Source organism: Umezawaea sp. Da 62-37 (assembly GCF_032460545.1).
GTDB lineage: Bacteria > Actinomycetota > Actinomycetes > Mycobacteriales > Pseudonocardiaceae > Umezawaea.
The window spans coordinates 10,601,541-10,618,095 of the sequence record NZ_CP135965.1 but is presented as its reverse complement, the minus strand read 5'-3'; the positions used below and the strand labels follow the sequence as shown (position 1 = coordinate 10,618,095).

Annotated in this window: 22 protein-coding genes and 1 pseudogene; 12 read left to right on the top strand and 11 right to left on the bottom strand. The window is 72.6% G+C overall.

Translation table 11 applies throughout. The features are described 5' to 3' along the window. Nucleotides 1-9: 9 nt before the first annotated feature. Nucleotides 10-798 (bottom strand): SDR family NAD(P)-dependent oxidoreductase, encoded by a 789-nt coding sequence (locus RM788_RS47770; protein WP_315927808.1) that lies wholly within the window; start codon nucleotides 796-798, stop codon nucleotides 10-12. A 129-nt stretch (nucleotides 799-927) separates the two neighbouring features. Here RM788_RS47770 and RM788_RS47765 point away from each other — a divergent pair, with 129 nt between their 5' ends. Continuing rightward, a complete protein-coding gene (locus RM788_RS47765; RefSeq protein ID WP_315927806.1) occupies nucleotides 928-1,533 on the top strand; it encodes a TetR/AcrR family transcriptional regulator in 606 nt (201 codons plus the stop codon). Nucleotides 1,534-1,545: 12 nt separating this feature from the next. Here the strand turns inward: RM788_RS47765 and RM788_RS47760 are convergent, their stop codons facing one another. The 3 genes from RM788_RS47760 to RM788_RS47750 all read right to left on the bottom strand — a co-directional run bounded on the left by RM788_RS47760 (nucleotide 1,546) and on the right by RM788_RS47750 (nucleotide 3,927). Continuing rightward, nucleotides 1,546-2,712, bottom strand: a complete 1,167-nt coding sequence (locus RM788_RS47760; RefSeq protein WP_315927804.1) for a M20 family metallopeptidase — start codon at nucleotides 2,710-2,712, stop codon at nucleotides 1,546-1,548. A 174-nt stretch (nucleotides 2,713-2,886) separates the two neighbouring features. Then, nucleotides 2,887-3,249, bottom strand: a complete 363-nt coding sequence (locus tag RM788_RS47755) for a Rossmann-fold NAD(P)-binding domain-containing protein (protein ID WP_315927802.1) — start codon at nucleotides 3,247-3,249, stop codon at nucleotides 2,887-2,889. A 9-nt stretch (nucleotides 3,250-3,258) separates the two neighbouring features. Continuing rightward, a complete protein-coding gene (locus RM788_RS47750; RefSeq protein WP_315927800.1) occupies nucleotides 3,259-3,927 on the bottom strand; it encodes an NAD-dependent epimerase/dehydratase family protein in 669 nt (222 codons plus the stop codon). A gap of 144 nt (nucleotides 3,928-4,071) precedes the next feature. Here RM788_RS47750 and RM788_RS47745 point away from each other — a divergent pair, with 144 nt between their 5' ends. Next, a complete protein-coding gene (locus RM788_RS47745; RefSeq protein ID WP_315927798.1) occupies nucleotides 4,072-4,932 on the top strand; it encodes a helix-turn-helix transcriptional regulator in 861 nt (286 codons plus the stop codon). A gap of 46 nt (nucleotides 4,933-4,978) precedes the next feature. Here the strand turns inward: RM788_RS47745 and RM788_RS47740 are convergent, their stop codons facing one another. The 3 genes from RM788_RS47740 to RM788_RS47730 all read right to left on the bottom strand — a co-directional run bounded on the left by RM788_RS47740 (nucleotide 4,979) and on the right by RM788_RS47730 (nucleotide 7,590). Beyond that, nucleotides 4,979-5,599 carry a DUF4232 domain-containing protein gene (locus RM788_RS47740; protein WP_315927796.1) on the bottom strand — a complete coding sequence of 207 codons (621 nt, stop codon included), beginning with the start codon at nucleotides 5,597-5,599 and terminating at the stop codon, nucleotides 4,979-4,981. A gap of 31 nt (nucleotides 5,600-5,630) precedes the next feature. Then, a complete protein-coding gene (locus RM788_RS47735) occupies nucleotides 5,631-6,128 on the bottom strand; it encodes a DUF4232 domain-containing protein (RefSeq protein ID WP_315927794.1) in 498 nt (165 codons plus the stop codon). 136 nt (nucleotides 6,129-6,264) lie between these two features. Beyond that, entirely contained in the window at nucleotides 6,265-7,590 is a 1,326-nt protein-coding gene (locus RM788_RS47730) for a serine/threonine-protein kinase (protein ID WP_315927792.1), read from the bottom strand. A 109-nt stretch (nucleotides 7,591-7,699) separates the two neighbouring features. On the opposite strand from RM788_RS47730, the gene RM788_RS47725 reads away from it, so the two are divergent. From RM788_RS47725 to RM788_RS47710, 4 genes are all read left to right on the top strand, one after another. Beyond that, nucleotides 7,700-8,431: a DUF4232 domain-containing protein gene (locus tag RM788_RS47725; protein ID WP_315927790.1), complete on the top strand. Its 732-nt coding sequence runs from the start codon at nucleotides 7,700-7,702 to the stop codon at nucleotides 8,429-8,431. An 18-nt stretch (nucleotides 8,432-8,449) separates the two neighbouring features. Further along, complete coding sequence (locus tag RM788_RS47720; RefSeq protein WP_315927788.1) at nucleotides 8,450-9,004, top strand: RNA polymerase sigma factor; 555 nt, start codon at nucleotides 8,450-8,452, stop codon at nucleotides 9,002-9,004. A gap of 147 nt (nucleotides 9,005-9,151) precedes the next feature. Then, nucleotides 9,152-9,847: a type 1 glutamine amidotransferase domain-containing protein gene (locus tag RM788_RS47715; RefSeq protein ID WP_315934922.1), complete on the top strand. Its 696-nt coding sequence runs from the start codon at nucleotides 9,152-9,154 to the stop codon at nucleotides 9,845-9,847. Between the two features lie 40 nt (nucleotides 9,848-9,887). Further along, a complete protein-coding gene (locus RM788_RS47710) occupies nucleotides 9,888-10,439 on the top strand; it encodes a TetR/AcrR family transcriptional regulator (protein WP_315927786.1) in 552 nt (183 codons plus the stop codon). Nucleotides 10,440-10,458: 19 nt separating this feature from the next. Here RM788_RS47710 and RM788_RS47705 read toward each other — a convergent pair whose 3' ends face one another. Beyond that, on the bottom strand, nucleotides 10,459-10,641 hold the full coding sequence (locus RM788_RS47705) for a hypothetical protein (RefSeq protein WP_315927784.1): 183 nt from the start codon (nucleotides 10,639-10,641) through the stop codon (nucleotides 10,459-10,461). 116 nt (nucleotides 10,642-10,757) lie between these two features. Between RM788_RS47705 and RM788_RS47700 the strand changes: the two genes are divergently transcribed. The 4 genes and pseudogenes from RM788_RS47700 to RM788_RS47685 all read left to right on the top strand — a co-directional run bounded on the left by RM788_RS47700 (nucleotide 10,758) and on the right by RM788_RS47685 (nucleotide 13,912). Further along, the gene (locus tag RM788_RS47700; protein ID WP_315927782.1) at nucleotides 10,758-11,504 is read left to right on the top strand and encodes an SGNH/GDSL hydrolase family protein; all 747 of its coding nucleotides are present in this window, start codon (nucleotides 10,758-10,760) and stop codon (nucleotides 11,502-11,504) included. A 19-nt stretch (nucleotides 11,505-11,523) separates the two neighbouring features. Further along, nucleotides 11,524-12,197: pseudogene (locus tag RM788_RS47695) on the top strand (response regulator). A gap of 186 nt (nucleotides 12,198-12,383) precedes the next feature. Next, complete coding sequence (locus RM788_RS47690) at nucleotides 12,384-13,565, top strand: ATP-binding protein (protein WP_315927780.1); 1,182 nt, start codon at nucleotides 12,384-12,386, stop codon at nucleotides 13,563-13,565. Further along, the gene (locus RM788_RS47685) at nucleotides 13,562-13,912 is read left to right on the top strand and encodes a hypothetical protein (RefSeq protein WP_315927778.1); all 351 of its coding nucleotides are present in this window, start codon (nucleotides 13,562-13,564) and stop codon (nucleotides 13,910-13,912) included. The genes RM788_RS47690 and RM788_RS47685 overlap by 4 nt, the downstream gene beginning before the upstream one ends. Here RM788_RS47685 and RM788_RS47680 read toward each other — a convergent pair. Further along, nucleotides 13,909-14,031, bottom strand: coding sequence for a hypothetical protein (locus RM788_RS47680; RefSeq protein WP_315927776.1), 123 nt, complete (start codon nucleotides 14,029-14,031; stop codon nucleotides 13,909-13,911). The genes RM788_RS47685 and RM788_RS47680 overlap by 4 nt on opposite strands. After that, nucleotides 14,028-15,230 carry an acyltransferase family protein gene (locus RM788_RS47675; protein WP_315927774.1) on the bottom strand — a complete coding sequence of 401 codons (1,203 nt, stop codon included), beginning with the start codon at nucleotides 15,228-15,230 and terminating at the stop codon, nucleotides 14,028-14,030. Before RM788_RS47675 ends, RM788_RS47680 begins: the two co-directional genes overlap by 4 nt. Before the next feature lie 170 nt (nucleotides 15,231-15,400). Between RM788_RS47675 and RM788_RS47670 the strand changes: the two genes are divergently transcribed. Further along, a complete protein-coding gene (locus RM788_RS47670) occupies nucleotides 15,401-15,826 on the top strand; it encodes a VOC family protein (RefSeq protein ID WP_315927772.1) in 426 nt (141 codons plus the stop codon). Nucleotides 15,827-15,905: 79 nt separating this feature from the next. Beyond that, nucleotides 15,906-16,316: a DUF1761 domain-containing protein gene (locus RM788_RS47665; RefSeq protein WP_315927770.1), complete on the top strand. Its 411-nt coding sequence runs from the start codon at nucleotides 15,906-15,908 to the stop codon at nucleotides 16,314-16,316. Nucleotides 16,317-16,343: 27 nt separating this feature from the next. Here RM788_RS47665 and RM788_RS47660 read toward each other — a convergent pair whose 3' ends face one another. After that, nucleotides 16,344-16,505: a hypothetical protein gene (locus tag RM788_RS47660; RefSeq protein WP_315927768.1), complete on the bottom strand. Its 162-nt coding sequence runs from the start codon at nucleotides 16,503-16,505 to the stop codon at nucleotides 16,344-16,346. Between the last annotated feature and the right edge of the window lie 50 nt (nucleotides 16,506-16,555).

Sequence of the window (16,555 nt, the reverse complement as noted above, 5' to 3'; positions counted from 1 at the left end):
TCGCCCCCCTCAGGCGACCTTCAGGGCCCCGGCGTCCACGACCCAGTTCGACCCGATCGCGCTCGGCATCGTCGGCGACGACAGCAGGAGCACCGCGCGGGCGATCTCGTCCGGGTCGATGAGGGTCCCGGTCAACATGCCGTTCTGCCCCGGCATGGCCGCCAGCAGGTCCGCGTGGTCGATCCCCATGTGCGCCGCCACCTGCGCGACGTACCCGCCCTTGTTCTCCATCAGGTCCGTCCGCGTACCCGACGGCGAGACGACGTTGACCCTGACCCCGACCCCCGCGACCTTTTCCGCCAACCCGCGCGAGAACGCGTTCAGGGCGGCCTTCGCCGCCGCGTAGTGCAGCGGCACGCCCAGGGGGCGACGGGCGCTGTCGGAGCTGATGTTGACGATGGCGCCGCGGGCCTCGATCAGCGCGGGCAGCGCGGCGCGGGTGGTCTCCACGGCCGCACCGAGGTTCAGGGCGAACGACGTGGCCCAGTCGACGTCCTTGCCGTCCAGCGGGTCCTCGAACGCGCCGTCGGACATCAGGCCGCCGCCCGCGTTGTTGACCAGCACGTCCAGCCGCGGATCCGCGGCGAGGACGGCCTCGACCACCTGCCGCGGGCCGTCCGGCCGCGACAGGTCGGCGGACACGAAGGTCGCGCCGGTCCCGTCGAGTGCCGACGTGCTCCGCCGCGAGACGGCGACGACCGTCGCGCCCTCGGCGAGGTAGGCCCGGACGATCGCGAGGCCGATGCCCTTGCTCGCACCGGTCACGAGAACGCGCTTGCCCGCAAGCTCCAGGTCCATGGCTGACTCCCTGTCCAACTGGGTGACATGACGCCACAACTGCATCACGAGCGTCCAACAGATGTCAATATCTGTGTCATTGGTGTCGCAGTTATGACTGGGTAGAGTTGGCTCGACATCGGAGGTGGGATGACCGAAGCAACTCGTCCACGCCGCGTGCGGGCGGACGCGGAGCGCAGCACGGCCCGGATCCTGGAGGCCGCCGTCGCCGTGCTCGCGGTCGACCCGAACGCGACGCTGGAACGGATCGCCGACGCGGCCGGACTCGCCCGCGCCACCGTCCACCGCCGCTTCTCGTCCCGCAAAGCCCTGCTGGAAGCCATGACCGACCAGCTCAACGAGCGCTACCTGCTCGGCATGAAGCAGGCGCGGATCGAGACGGCGCCACCCGTGATCGCCCTGCACCGCCTGGCGGAACGGGTGTTCGAACTCAAGATCAGCCACCGCTTCGCCATCGAGCTGGCCGCCGACCCCAACACCCTGAAACCACTGCTGAGCCACGAAGTCCGGGACGGCCTCGACCTGCTGTTCACCCGACTGCACGCCGCGGGCGCCATCACCGCCACCAGCCCGACCTGGTGCCGCCAGGTCTTCCTGGCCCTCCTGCACGAGGTCGACGCACTACCCGCAGGCTCCCCGGAACTGGGCACGGCGACCGATCCGACCGAAGAGGTCGGCACCAGATCCGACCTGCTCGTCAGGACCGTGCTCGGCGCCCTCGGCGGAACGCCCTGACGGCTACCCCCATCACCGCCCCGCCCCGTACAGCACTCCCGGCAGCACCGCCAGGAACCGCGTGGCCCGGTGCAGCGCCGAGAGCGACACCCCCTCGTTCACCTTGTGCATCAACGCTTCCTCCCCAGGTCCGAAAAGGACGGTCGGCAGGTTCCTCGGCGGGGAGAGCACGGAGGCGTCGCTGAAGTAGGAGACGCCGCGCGTCGGCCGACGGCCCCCGAGCGCCTGCACCGCCGCCTCCTGGGCAGCCAGCACGAGGGGGTGGTCGACAGGGGTGCTGACGGGGGCGCGCTCGTGCAGGATTCGTGCTTGGAACGCCACTTCCGGCATCACCGCCGTGACGGCGTCCATGCTCGCCCTGATCGACGCGAGGACCGTGTCCGCCTCGACGTCCGGGACCGTGCGGACATCGACGACAGCGCGGCAGAAGTCGGGCACCACGTTGACTGCGGCACCGCCCTCGATGAGGTTGACGCTCGCCGACGGCGAGCCCAGCAGCGGGTGGGGCGGGGCGTCTGGGGAAAAGATCCGGAGGGCGGGGATCAACCGCGCCATGGCCTCGACGGCGTTCACACCCAACTCCGGCGCGGCACCATGGGCCGCTCTGCCGCGCGCGACGAGTTCGACGCGCACCGCGCCCTTGTGGGCGATCACCAGGTCCAGGTCCGTCGGTTCGCCGACGACCAACCACCCGGCGTCGTCCAGGACATCCGTGCCGTCCAGATGGCGGGACCCCGCGCAGTCGGCCTCCTCACCCACGACCGCGCACAGCACGACGTCGCCCGGCAGCTCAGCGCCCTCGATCCGCAGAACGGCCAACGACGTGAGCATCGCGGCGAGCCCGCCCTTCATGTCCACCGCGCCACGACCCCACAGGTACCCATCGCGAATCACGCCACCCAGCGGATCCTCGACCCACTCCCCACGGGCTCCGACCGGAACGGTGTCGAGGTGGCCGCAGTACACAAGGGACGGCGCGGAACCGCTCCCCCGCAACCGGACCACGACGTTCAGCCGGCCCTCAGCGACCTCCTGGGTGACGACGTGCAAACCCCATTCACGCGCCTGCCCGGCAAACAGCCCGGCCGCCTCCGCCTCGTCACCGGGAGGATTCCCGGTCGGAGTTCGGACCAAGCGCTGCGCAAGATCCGCAACCGCGTTCCGCACGTCGAAGTCCATGCACGACACCAACTTCCTGTGACGAACCCCGACCCTACCGGCAATCAGCGGCGTCCGACGGTCAGACCTGGATCGTCACAGCCTTGGCCTCGCACCGACATCGAACACCTCGACGCCACCCCTCACCGCCCGCCGAGCAAACTGCCCGACCACCCACCACCACCCCCAACCCCCTCACCCCTTCACCAAACCCTTCCGAATCAAACTCCCCCCACTAGCCACGATCGCCTCCTCCGACCCCCGCGGCTCCCACCCCAACACCCTTCGCGCCTTCTCATTCGACACCTTCTTCACATACCCCAGATCAGGCACGATCGCCCGGAACTCCTTCCCGAACAACGCCGCGACCCTCACCACCACATCGGGAATCGACCGACTCGGCACCCTCCTCGCCGCATCCCCGAAGTGCTCCCTCAAAATCCCCCCGATCTCCTTCAACGCGATCACGGGCCCGCTCGACACCAGGAACCGCTCCCCCGCCGCCCCACTGGCCGTCATCGCCAGGATGTGCGCGCTCGCCACGTCCCGGACATCCACGATCGGGATTCACACGTCCGGATAACCCGGCATCGCCCCGTCGAGGCTGCGCTGGACGATGTGGTTCGCGCCGGAGATCTCCTTCCCCATCACCGGTCCCATCACCGCCACCGGCAGCATCGTCACCAGCTCCACCGCCCCGCCCTCGGTCGCCGCGAACTCCCACGCCGCGCGCTCGGCGAGGACCTTGCTCCGGCCGTAGGCGTCCATTCCCGGTCCGTTCAGGACGGACCAGTCGGCCTCGGTGAACGTGTGGTCGCTGTGCGGGTGCCCGAACCCGACGGCGTGGAACGCCGACGTGAGCACGACCCGCTTGACCCCCGCGTCACGGGCGGCGCGCAGCACCCGCAGGGCGCCGTCACGGGCGGGGACGATCACGTCGTCCTCGTTCTCCACGATTCCGGGCCGGACCGGGGAGGCGATGTGCAGCACGAAGTCGCAGCCGTCGACGGCTTCGGCCCACCCGTCGTCGCTCAGGAGGTCGGCGGCGACGAAGCTCAGCGCATCGCCGTTCACCATGCCCGCGTCGGTCAGCACGGCCCGCACCGCGGCTTCCCGCTCCAACGACCGGACGGTCGTGCGCACGAGGTAGCCCTGGTCGAGGAGTTGAAGGACGCAGTGCCCGGCGATGAAACCGGACCCGCCGGTGACGAGGACGCGGTGCTGGGTGGTGGTCATGGGTGTCCGCCCCGGTGATCGGTGGGATGGCTGGAGTGCCTTCGACCACGATCCGTCCGGCGCTCGGCCCGAGCCAGGGCCCCGGTCAGCCGGGGGTGTGACAGGGCCGGGCACGGGCGCGTCGGCGCGCTTACCGTGGGGGGTATGACCGAGGAGTCGAACCTGCTGGGTGCCTTCCTCCGCGCCCGCCGCGAACTCGTCACCCCCGAGGACGCGGGCGTTCCCGCCCTGGGCGTGCGGCGGGTGCCGGGGTTGCGCCGCGAGGAGGTGGCGATGCTGGCCGGCATCAGCGCCGACTACTACCTGCGCCTGGAACGCGGCCGCGACCGCAAGCCGTCGGTGCAGGTGCTCGAATCACTCGCCCGTGTCCTGCGCCTGGACGACGACACGAGGGACTACCTGCTGGGGCTCGCCGCCGACAGGCCGCGCCGCGCCCGCCGTCCGCAGAAGGAGACCGTGCCGGCCGGCATTGCCAAGCTCGTGGCGATGCTCCCACTGCCCGCGTTCGTCGAGGGGCGCTACCTCGACGTCCTCGCCGCCAACCCGCTGGCCGCGGCGCTGTCGCCGCGGCTGGTGGTCGGGGGCAACCGGCTGCGGGACTTGTTCCTCGATCCCGCCGAGCAGGCCATGTTCCCGCAGACCGAGACGGCCGCCGCGGGGCTGGTCGCGGGTTTCCGCGAGGCGGTCGGCACGGACACCGACAACCCGCGGTTCATCGAGCTGGTCGGCGAGCTGTCCCTGGTCAGCCCGCTCTTCCGGCGGCTGTGGGCCCGCCACGACGTGCACCACCGGGCGGGCGCGGTGGTGCCGTTCAACCACCCGCAGGTGGGCGAGCTGCGGCTGAACCGGGAGAAGCTGCTGGTCAGCGGGACGGAGGGCATCATGCTCGTCGTCTACCACCCCGACGCGGGCACGGACGCGGCGGACAAGCTGGCGCTGCTCGGTTCCTCGATCCTGGCGCCCGTCACGCCCCACCGGGCACCCGCCTCCGACGAGGCGCGGTGAACCCGCGAGCGCCGTCCGACCAAGCGGACGACGCTCGCGTTCGTGCTCAGCCCTGCACCACCTGGCCGACGACCATCGTGGACTTGTCCGGCGCGGAACACGCCTGCTGGTCGTGCGGCACGAACACGGCGGCGGTCTCACCCGGCGGGTAGACGCGCAGGCCCCGGACGTCGCCCGGCTTGCACTCGGCCGGGTCGAACACACCGGCGTTGGTGATCGACAGGGTGCTGGTCGCCGTCGCGCCGGGAGCCAGCGGCACGGCGGTCCCGCCCTCGGCCTCCTTGGTGGCCGGGGCGCCGACCTGGACGCCGTCGTCACCGGTCACGAAAGAAACTCCGGGGGAACCCTGGAGCGTGCACTCCGCCTTGCCCTTGTTCGTGAACGCCAGCGTGAACCGGGTCTTGTTCATCCCTCCCCCGCCCTGGTCGGGGTTGAGGGCGATGTCGAGGTCGGCCGACGCGCACCCGACCGGTCCGGACGCGACCTGCGGCGCGGCGGCCGAGGACTGCGCGGCCGCGGGCGCGGACGAGGCGGACGGGGTCAGCGAGCGGACCGCGGCGGACGCCGGGGCGCTGGGGGCCGCGGCGTCGTTCTGCCCGGCGCACGCGCTGAGCAGGGCGACCGAGGCCGCCGCGACCGCGAGTGACGTCTTGCCGGTGGTGTTCACGGTTGAACCTCCTGGGTGGGGCTGGTGGGCGTCAGTTCTCGGCGGTGGCCGGACTCGACTGGAGTTCGGCACCGGTGACCGGCTCGGCGGGCCACTGGACCCGCACCTCGGTGTCCTCGGCCGTCGAGGGCAGCCGGAACGCGAGCGCGGAGACCGGGTTGGCCTGCTCGTCGGTGCGTTCGACCAGGTAGGAGATGGCGGCGTGGCCGGGTGCGACGGTCACCGGCTTGGCGGTCGCGCCCTGCTCCGGGGTGGTCCGGATGCCGGGCGCGGTGTCGCCGTCCGGACCGAAGAACACGGTGTCGGTCGGCACGCCCGCGAGCGTGCAGTACGTCGTGTCCGAGGCCGCGGCGTAGCGCACGACGAAGGCGGAGTGGGCCGCCGCGTGCTCGGGGCTCTTGGTGATCGACACGTCGACGTCGGCCGCGCCGCACGCCGCGACGTCCGCGGGCATGGCGTTCGCGACCCCCGCGAAGACCGCCGTGGACGCGACCGCGAGGACGACACCGGCGCTGATGCGATTGCTCATGGCATTCTCCTGCCGCTTTGATTCGTGGACGGGCGCTTTCACCTTGAAGATGCCCGACCGCTATTCGCGGCACACCTTTCTTGAGGCTCGTCACAACCGACCAACTCCGGCCCGGAAAAGCGGTCGGAAATGCCGTTCACCCCGTTCGGACGCCGTCGAGCAGCCTCCGGACGGTCGCGGCGCCGCCCCCTCGCACCTGCACGACGAGCACCACCGGATCGGCTCCGGTGCCGGTCAGGACGGCTTCGTCGACACTGCGGCCGGGGCACCGCTCCCACCGGCGCACCACCCCCGACCAGCGGGGGGACTCGAACCGGGACTCCCGCACGGCCCCGCACCCGGTGTGGGACCGCTCCGCCGCCCACGCCTGCGCGTCCTGCCCGCGGATCCGCCCGATGAACACGCCGGACGCGTCGGCCGCGAGGTCGTGGAAGCGGCCGAGGTCGGGCGCCGCCTCCAGGGCGGGCTCCCGGTCGTCCGCGGCTGGGCTCCAGCCGCCCAGCCTGACCTGCCGCGCCCACGACACGGGCACCGTCACCCGCAGTCCGCCGTCCGGTGCCGCGACGGTGGTCTCCGCGCTGCCCGGCGGGCCGTCGGCGCCCGCCGCGGCCAGCACCAGCGCGACGGGCACGACCAGCAGGGCCGCGGAGCGCGCCCAGCGGACCGCCCGCCGGTCCCCCGCGGCGTGCCGGAGCGCGGCGGCGAACGCGTCCGCCGAGGCCCAGCGGTCGGCGGGCAGCGGGGCCATCGCCCGGCCGACCACGGCGCCGATCCCGCGGGGCAGCGCGCGCACGACCCGGTCCCTCGGCCCGTCCTCGGGCGGGTTCGCACCGGTCAGCACCCGGTAGGCGAGCGCGCCGAGCGCGTAGACGTCGGTCCGCCGCTCCACCACCGAGCCGGGTCCGCGCTGCTCGGGAGCGGTGTAGCCGGACGAGCCCGCGGCCATCGTGAAGCCCGAGCCGTCGGCCAGCGACTTCGACAGCCCGAGGTCGGCGACGACCGCCACCTCCCTGCCTGTCGCGATGTCCTGGCGCAGCAGGATGTTCGACGGCTTGAGGTCGCGGTGCACGACCTCCGCGCGGTGCAGCGCGGACACCCCGGCGCAGACCTGGTCGAGCACGTCCAGCGCGGCGGGCAGGTCCATCGGCGCACCCGCGGTGCGCTCCTCCAGCGTCCCCCGGTCGGCCAGTTCCATCGCGAAGTACGGCCTGCCGTCCGCGGCGAGCGCGAGGTCGTAGACGCGGACGACGTGCGGCGACGACACCCGGCGCAGCACCCGCACCTCGTCGAGGAACCGCTCGCGCACGTCCGGCACGGCGGTCCAGTTGTCGGCCAGCACCTTGACCGCGACCGTCACGTCCAGGACCGCGTCGTGCGCCGACCACACCGACGCGAACCCGCCGACACCGAGCAGCTCCTCCAGGTGGAAGCGGTCGTTCACGATCGGTGGCGCGGTCCTCATGGCCACAGCATCGCAGCCCAGGACAGCGCGCACCGAATTGCCGTTTCACCCGAATGCCGAAATGCCACTAGTGTCGATCGGGTCCGGAACAACGGGGAGGCGGAACGCGATGTCGGGAATTCGACGGCGGACGGCCCTGGTCCTGTCCGGGATCGCGCCCGTCGCGCTCATCGCGGCGGTCGCCGTGGTCCTGGCGCCGTCCGCGAGCACCTCGACCGTGCTGTCCGGCGACCCGTCGCCGCTGTCCGCGCCCGCGCTCACGTCCGCCGCGCCGCCGAGCAGCGCCCCGTCCTCGCCCGCCCCGTCGTCCACGTCCACGACACCGCAGGCTCCGTCGTCGGGCGTCGGGACGGTACCGGCGACCCCGACGTCCGCGGCGACCAGCGCCGTCCCGCCTCCGGCAGCGGTCCAACCGTGCCGGGCGCAGGGGTTGAGCGCGCGGATCGACACACCGGCCGGCCGGTTCGACGCCTCCGGGCACCGGGGGTTCCTGGTCGTGCTGACGAACGCGGGCGCCGCGCCGTGCTCGGTGCTGGGGTTCGGCACCTACTCGCTGCTGGACGCCGCAGGCCAGCCGATGCGCAGCGTCCAGCACAACGCGGTCTGGTCCGGTGTGGACACGATCGCGCTCGCACCCGGCGGCCAGGCGTACGCGCGGGTGTCCTACACCGTCGTGCCGACCGGCGACGAGCCGGTGGACGGGCCGTGCCAACCACCCACCGGAGCGCTGCGGGTCGTGCCGCCGGGTGACGCCGGGACGCTGGACCTGCCGCTGCGGGTGAACGTGTGCGACCACGGGCGGCTCGAGGTCACCGAGTTCGCCGGGTCCGATGTGTTCTGACCACCGGGAGGCGGGGGCATGACCGGAGCGGGACTCGACGCGCTCGCGGCGGCGGCCGGGAGCGGGGACGCGGCGGCGATGAACGCGCTGCTGGACCGGGTCCGGCCGGTGGTGCTGCGGACGTGCGCCCGGTTCCTCGAGGTGCCGGAGGACGTGGAGGACGCGGCGCAGGAGGCGTTGCTGCGGATCGCCGGGACGCTGGCCGACCGGCCGCGCGCGGAGTCGTTCCGCGCGTGGATGTACCCCGTGGTGGTCAACGCGGCCCGGCAGCGGTTCCGGGTGGTGCACCGCGCGGAGGTCGCGGGCGTGGTGCCGGGGGATCTGGTCGATCCGCGGCGCACGAGCGCGATCGCCGGGTCGCGGCTGGATCTGCTGAGCGCGTTGGAGCGGCTGCACGTCCGCCAGCCGCGGTTGGCGGAGGCACTGGTGTACCGGGACATGTGCAAACTCGGGTACGAGGAGATCGCGGACGTGCTCGGGGTCCCGCTGAGCACGGTGAAGTCGCGGATCCACGACGCGCGCAAGCACATGCGGGCCGATCTGGACCTCACCGACACCGCGCCGCCGTCCTGAGGACGCGACGCGCCCCACACCCGTTCGCGTTGACGAAGGCAGGTCGAACGGATAACTTCACAGGTGTCAAACTGACAAAGAACGCACAAAGTGTCAGTTCGTCAGACCACCGGGAGAGCCCCGATGGGTGTTGGGGAAGAGGCGACGATGGCGAAGGTCCTGTTCGTGATGACCGGGGTGGACCACTGGACGCTGAAGGACGGCACCAGGCACCCCACCGGGTACTGGGCCGAGGAGTTCGTGGCGCCGTACACGGCGTTGACCGGCGCGGGCCACCAGATCACCGTCGCCACGCCGGGCGCGGTCGTGCCGACGGTCGACCAGGGCAGCCTCACGCCGGACATGGCGGGTGGCGACGAGAACGCCAAGGAGTTGGGCGCAGTCATCGACTCCGCCATCGAGCTGGCACTCCCCCTGGAACTGAAGGACGTCGACCTGGCGGACTACGACGCCGTGTACTACCCCGGCGGCCACGGGCCGATGGAGGACCTGGCGGTCGACGCCGACTCGGGCAGGCTGTTGGTGGACGCGCTGGCCTCGGGCAAGCCCCTCGCCGTGGTGTGCCACGCCCCCGCCGCGCTGCTGGCCACCCGCGACGCCGACGGCGCCACCCCGTTCGCCGGGTACCACGTCACCGGCTTCACCAACGACGAGGAGGAGGCCGTGGGTCTCGCGTCGAAGGCGAAGTGGCTGCTGGAGGACGAGCTGGTGAAGCTCGGCGTCCGGTTCAGCCGCGGCGAGAACTGGGCGCCCTACACCGTGGTCGACCGCAACCTGCACACCGGCCAGAACCCCGCCTCCTCCGCGAAGTTGGCGCAGGAGCTGCTCGGGGTGCTGGAGTAATGTGATGGGGTAGACCAGGAATGGAGCGGTCGGCCGAGCCATGAACACCACCCGCCTCGACGAGGTCCTCGACGCCACCTACGACTGCCTCGTGCGGTTCGGGGTCAAGCGGACGACGATGGACGACATCGCGCAGGCGGCGGGCATGTCCCGGTCGGCCGTGTACCAGTACGTGCGCAACAAGGACGACGCCGTGCGCAGGCTCGCCGTGCGCCTGCACGACGCGGCGACCGAACGGGCCGTCGCGGCCGCCGCGGCGGATCTGCCGACGGCGCAACGGGTCCACGACGTGCTGCGGGCCAAGCTGGACCTGGTGCTGGCGCTGGCGGGCGATTCCCCGCACACCGCAGAGCTGCTGGACGCGAAGGCCCGGCTGTACGGCGACGTCTGCACCACCTTCACCCACCGCGTGACGGACCTGCTGGTGGACCTGCTCACCGAGGCGGGAGCGGGAGGGCTCGCCCCCGCCGACGCCGCCCAGATTCTCGTGGCCCTGGTCGTCGGCATGGAGGCCGATCCCAACGCCTCCCGACTTCTCGGGCCTGCCGTCGACCTGCTGCTTTCGGGACTGCCTGCCGCCGGCGGTTCCTGACCGACGGCGTCGTGAACCGTCAGGACCCCAACGGGTTGAGGTCCTTGAGCTTGTCGAGCAGCGGGCTCAGCAGGTCAGCGGCCGCCTCGCGGAGCGCGGGCACGAAGATGACCAACGCGATCAGCAGCGCCAGGTACGGCGCCATGCTGCCCTTGCGCTTCGACGCCACGCGCACCCCCGGATCCGTCGCCCCGACCAGCATGGCACGGTCCGGGCCACCGCACAGGAGGACTTGGCCACCGCACCCGGCAGGTGTTGCGACACAACGGCGACACACCGTGGACGGCACCCGGACACGGCGCCGGAACCGTTGTGGTCATGAACAAGCGCGCCACACCCATCGCCGCGGCCGCCGTGCTACTGCTCGCCGCCTGCTCCCAGCCCGGACCCGCTCCCGCCACCACCGCTCCCCCCTCCCCCGCGGCCAGGCTGCTGTGGATGGGCGACTCCGTCGCCGTGGGCGAGGCCGCTCCGCTCGCCGCCGCCGCGAAGGCGAGCGGGCTGACGATGGAGTCCATCGCCTCCGAGGGCGGCGGCAACGTGTCCGGGATCCCGGAGCTGACCGCGACCACCTGGGAGCAGCTCACCGGGAAGCTGGCCGGGTTCAAGCCGGACGTGGTGGCCTACCAGGTGTCCACCTTCGACTGGGGCACCGCGGACGAGCAGCGCGGCGCCTACGAGAAGCTGCTGGCGACCGTGAGCGGCGCCGGGGCGGAACTCGTCGTCGTCACGGTGCCGCCGATCAGGGCCGACGACTTCTACACCCCGCACATGCAGGACCTGGAGCGCGCCACGGCGGTGGTCAAGGAGGTCGCCGGCGGTTCGGGCGGCAAGGCCGTGGTGCTGGACAGCGCCGAGGTCTGGGGACCGACCTACCAGCAGGACCGCGACGGCAAGCGGGACCGCAACCCCGACGGCGTCCACACCTGTCCGCAGGGCGCCGCCCGGTTCACCGCCTGGCTGCTGGACGGGCTGGGGAGGCGGCTGCCCGGCTTCTCCCCGGCGAAACCGGAGGACTGGGCCAACGCGGGCTGGGCGGGCGACCCTGCGTTCCGGGGGTGTTGAACGACCGGATACCGGGCCGATGGCCGTGATCCTGCTCGTCGAGGACGATCCCCGGGTCAGCCGCGCGCTGCAACTGGCGCTGTCCCTCCACGGCAACGAGGTCAGCACCGCGGGCACCGGCGAGGAGGGGCTGCGCAGGCTCCGCTCGGCCGCACCGGACCTCGTCGTGCTGGACGTGATGCTGCCCGGCATCGACGGGTTCGAGGTGTGCCGCCGCATCCGGGCGCTGGGCGCGGTGCCGATCATCATGCTCACCGCGCGGGACGACGACTTCGACGTGGTGGCCGGGCTGGCCGCCGGTGCCGACGACTACGTCGTCAAGCCGGTGCGGCCCGCCGTGCTGGACGCCAGGATCAAGGCGGTGCTGCGCCGCGGCGGGCTGCCCACCGACGAGGTGCGCACGCCCGGCGACCTGGTGATCGACGCGGCCGGGGCGCTGGTGTCCAAGCGCGGGCGGCCGGTGGCGCTGACCCCGATCGAGCTGCGCACCCTGCTCACCCTGTCCGGCGCGCCGGGCAGGGTGTTCAGCCGCAAGCACTGCTGGAGCAGGTCTGGGAGCACGACTACCTCGGCGACTCCCGGCTGGTGGACAACTGCGTGCAACGGCTGCGGGCCAAGATCGAGGACGTGCCCGCCGAGCCGGTGTACGTGCAGACCGTGCGCGGCTTCGGCTACCGGTTCGGCCCCCTGTGAACCGGCGATTCCGCCTGCGGGGCCTGCGCTTGCGGCTCGTGGTGGCGTTCGTGCTGGTGACCGTGCTCGGCGCGGGGGCTGCCTCGTGGGCGGGAGCCGCGTCGGCGGGCGCCTCCCTGGTGGACGAGGCCCAGCTGCGGCTCACCGGGAGCCTGGTCGACCGGATCGGCGCGGTCACCGCCGGACTTGGCCTACCCGCCCGCCCAGGACGACCTCGACCGGCTGCGCGCGTCGATCGGCGAGGACACCCAGGTGACCTACCGGGACCTGTGCTCCGGTGAGCTGCCCGCGATCACCGACGGGCTGCGCGCCGCCGTCCACGACCGCGGTCACGTCGTGTTCCAGCGCTCGGCCGACCGCACGCTGCTGATCGGCACCCCCGTCGTGATCACCGGCGTCGACCTGCGCCGCACCCCCTCCGGCATCGAGGTCTACGCCATGCGCGACCTCTCGGAGACGGCGCGGCGGGTGGACCACCTCGTCCTGACGGCGGTGCTGACCAGCGCGCTGGCCCTGCCGGTCGAGGTGCTGCTGGCGCTGGTGGCCGCGGGCGGTGTGCTGCGCCCGGTGCGCGGGGTCCGCGACACCGCGCGGGCGCTGGCCGCCGATGACCTGTCCGCGCGGATGTCCACCGGGGGCGGGGACGAACTTGCCGAACTGGGCGACACGGTCAACCACATGGCCGAGTCCTTGCAGGACGCCGTGGACGAGCTGCGCCGGTTCGTCGCCGACGTCTCCCACGAGCTGCGCACCCCGCTGACCTCGCTGACCGCGGTGGTCGAGGTGCTGGTCGACTCCGCCGACGTCCGGCTGCCCGCCGCGCGGGAGTCCGCCGAGCTGGCGGTGGCCGAGACCCAGCGCCTGGTCGCCCTGGTGGAGGGCCTGGTGGAGGTGTCCCGGTTCGACGCGGGCACGGCAGGCCTGAGGACCGAGCCGGTAGACGTGGCGGAGGCGGTCCGCGACTGCCTGCGCGCCCGCGGGTGGCTCGACCGGGTGCGGCTGGACCTGCCCGAGGCCGTCGAGGCCGCTTTGGACCGGCGTCGACTGGACGTGGTGCTCGCGAACCTCGTCGGCAACGCGCTGCGGCACGGGGACCCGCCGGTGGACCTGCGGCTGCGCGCCGACGACGACTGGCTGGACATCGAGGTCACCGACGGCGGGCCGGGGCTCGCGCAGGGGGTGGTGGAGCACGTGTTCGACCGGTTCTACAAGGCCGACACCGCTCGGCGGCGGTCGGAGGGCAGCGGTCTCGGGCTGGCGATCGCGCTGGCCAACGCGCGGCTGCACGGCGGCGACCTGGTGGCGGGCAACGTCCTAGGCGGCGGGGCGCGGTTCGTGCTCCGACTCCCCCGCCGGGAGCCGTCGTGAGGCGGGCGGCACCGGCCGTGGTGGCCCTGCTGCTGGCGGGGTGCGGGGTGTCCCCGTCGGAGGTGCTCGACGGGACGGGCGCGCCCACCGGTGCGGCGCCGGGCGTGACGCTGTTCTTCGTCGACTCCGACCGGCGGCTGCGGCCCGAGGTGCGCGACACCGGCAGGCTGGGCACCGTCGTGGAGGCGCTGGCGCTGCTGCTGACCGGTCCGGGTCCCGATTCCGGCCTGCGCACCGAGATCCGCGCGGGCGGGGAGACCAGGGTGCTCGCGACCACGACGGCCGACCGGATCACCGTCCGCCTGCCGCTGGCCCGCGCCGACCTGACCGCGCTGGGCGTCGACTAGGTGGTGTGCACGGCGTTGGGCGTGCACGTCCAGGGCGGCGGTTCGGCCTCGGCGACCGTCCAGGTGGACTTCACCCTGCCCGGCGCCGAACCCGAACCGCCCCGGAGCTGTCCGGTCATCCCGACCGGCTGACGTGCAGGTCGCCCACGTCGACCAGGGTGACCGGCGGTCGCGGCACGGCGGCCCACAGCACGGCGAGCACGACCGTGGTCGCCGCCAGGGCGACCAGTCCGGCGCGTCCCCTCGCCCACCGGGCCCGGAACCGGATCGGGTCCTCCACCAGCACCTTCGACAGCACGGCCAGCACGAGCGAGACCGCGCACACCACCGCCGTGCGCGCCCAGCCGTCCAGGCCGAGCCTGTCCTCCGACAGCACCAGGAACACGGGCCAGTGCCACAGGTACAGGCTGTAGGACACCAGGCCGAGCAGGCGCAGCGGAGCCCGGCCGAACAGCCCGGTGACCACCGAGTCGGGTGCCAGGGCGCAGAGCAGGATCAGCAGCGCGGCCAGCAGCGAGTGGACGAACAGCCCGCCCTGGAACAGCCAGTGCGCCCCCTCGCCGTCCACCGAGAGCCACAGCACCGCCAGCGCGCCGGCCACCACCGCCTGCGCGGGCACGACGTGGCGTCCGACCACTCCGGACACCGCGCGGCGAACCGGGCCGGTGGCCGCCGCGGCGCCCAGCAGCAAGGAGAACGCCCTGGTGTCGGTCCCGGTGTAGACGCGGGTGGGGTCGTCCGGGGTGAACAGCACCACCATCAGCGCCAGCGACAGCACGGAGGTGACCGCGGCGACCAGCGCGACCCGGTGTTCCACCCGCTTGGCCGTCCCGGCGACCAGCAGCACGACCACGGGCCACACGAGGTAGAACTGCTCCTCCACCGCGATGCTCGACAGGTGGCCGAACACCCGGCCCGGCCCGAACCGGTCCCAGTAGCCCGCCGACTCGGCCAGCAGGTGCCAGTTCACCAGGTTCGCCTGCACCCAGGGTCCGTCCGCCAGCGCCGTCGTCCGCAGTTCCGCGTCCCCCAACGCCCACACGGCCAGCGTGGTGCCCGCCAGCGCCGCGGTCAGCGCGGGCAGCAGCCGCCGGAACCGCCTGCCCCAGAAGGCGACCAGCGACACCGTCCCGCTCGCGCGGACCTCCCGCAGCAGCAGGTCGGTGATCAGGTAGCCCGACAGCGCGAAGAACAGGTCCACGCCGAGGAAACCGCCTCCGAAGCGGCCCGCGTGGAACAGCAGCACCCCGGCCACCGCGATCCCGCGCAGACCGTCCAGTCCGGACAGTCGCACCGGCGTCCGTTCGACATCGCTCATGACCCCGAGCCTGGGCGGCGCGCGTCCCCGCGCCGTCCCTGCCGTGTCGCGGGACTGTCGCGAAAACGATCGCCGTCGCTCCGGAGAAGAGGCCACAAACTGGCCTCTTCGGTTGCGAAGCTCATCTTGTCCGAAAACGGGGCACCGCACGCGATCCGAGGAGCACTCCGATGTCCATCACCACCACCACCCACCTGAACTTCCGCGGTGACGCCCGCGCGGCCCTGGAGTTCTACCGGTCCGTGTTCGGCGGCGAGATCGCGCTGATCACCTTCCGGGACGCGGGCATCCCGGTGGACCCGGCCGAGGCCGACCTGATCACCTGGGGCGAGGTCCGCGGCGACAACGGCTTCCACGTGATGGGCTACGACGTCCCGTCCGCGCTGTCCTACGACCAGGGCGACAAGCCGGTGTACGTGTCGGTCCGCGGCGACGCCGACTCCGCCGACGAGATCCGGTCCTACTGGGACGGTCTGGCGCAGGGTGCCGAGATCGAGGCCGACCTCGGTCCCGCGCCGTGGGGCGCCCCGCTCTACGGGATGCTCAAGGACCGGTTCGGCGTCGTCTGGGTCCTCGACGTCCAAGGCGCCTACTGACAGCACGGCACCGGCCGCCGCACGTCATGCCGACCGCGCCCAAGGCGTGGTCGAACCGCTCGGGAAGAGGAAGAAAGCCATGCTCGGCACCATCGCGGTCAACTGGTGGGGCGTGCTCGTCGCCACCGTCGTCGTCACCGTCCTCGCGGGTCTGTACTTCACCGTCGTGGTCGCGAAGGCGTACGCCAGGGCCGTCGGCCGCGCACCCGACGCCCCGGCGCCGTCCGGACCGCTGTTCATCGCCGGACCGATGGTCTGCAACCTCGTGACGGTCCTCGCGAGCGCCGTCCTGATCAGCGCGCTGGGGATCGACACGCTCGGCGACGCGCTGGTCTTCGGCGCGATCGTCGGACTCGGCTACCTGGTGGCGATGACCTTCCAGATCGCCATCAACCCGGTCTTCGCCCGCCCGCTGCTGTACGGCCTGATCAACGGCCCGTACTTCCTGGTGGCCAGCCTCATCACCAGCACCAGCCTCGCGCTGGTCTGACAGCCGCGGATGCAGGGCCGGGCGGCCTCACGGACCGTGCCCGTCGCGCAGGGCGCGGTCCAGCTCGTGGTCGAGCAGGTCGTCCGACTCCGCGTCGGATGCTTCGGACGCTTCGGCGAGCGCGTCTTCCAGCAGCGGCAGCGCTTCGGCGTTCCGGCCGACGCCGCACAGCAGGTCACCGAGCACCACCAGGGCCCGGATCCGCGCGGCACTTCCCCGCTCCGCTGGTTGCGCTGCTC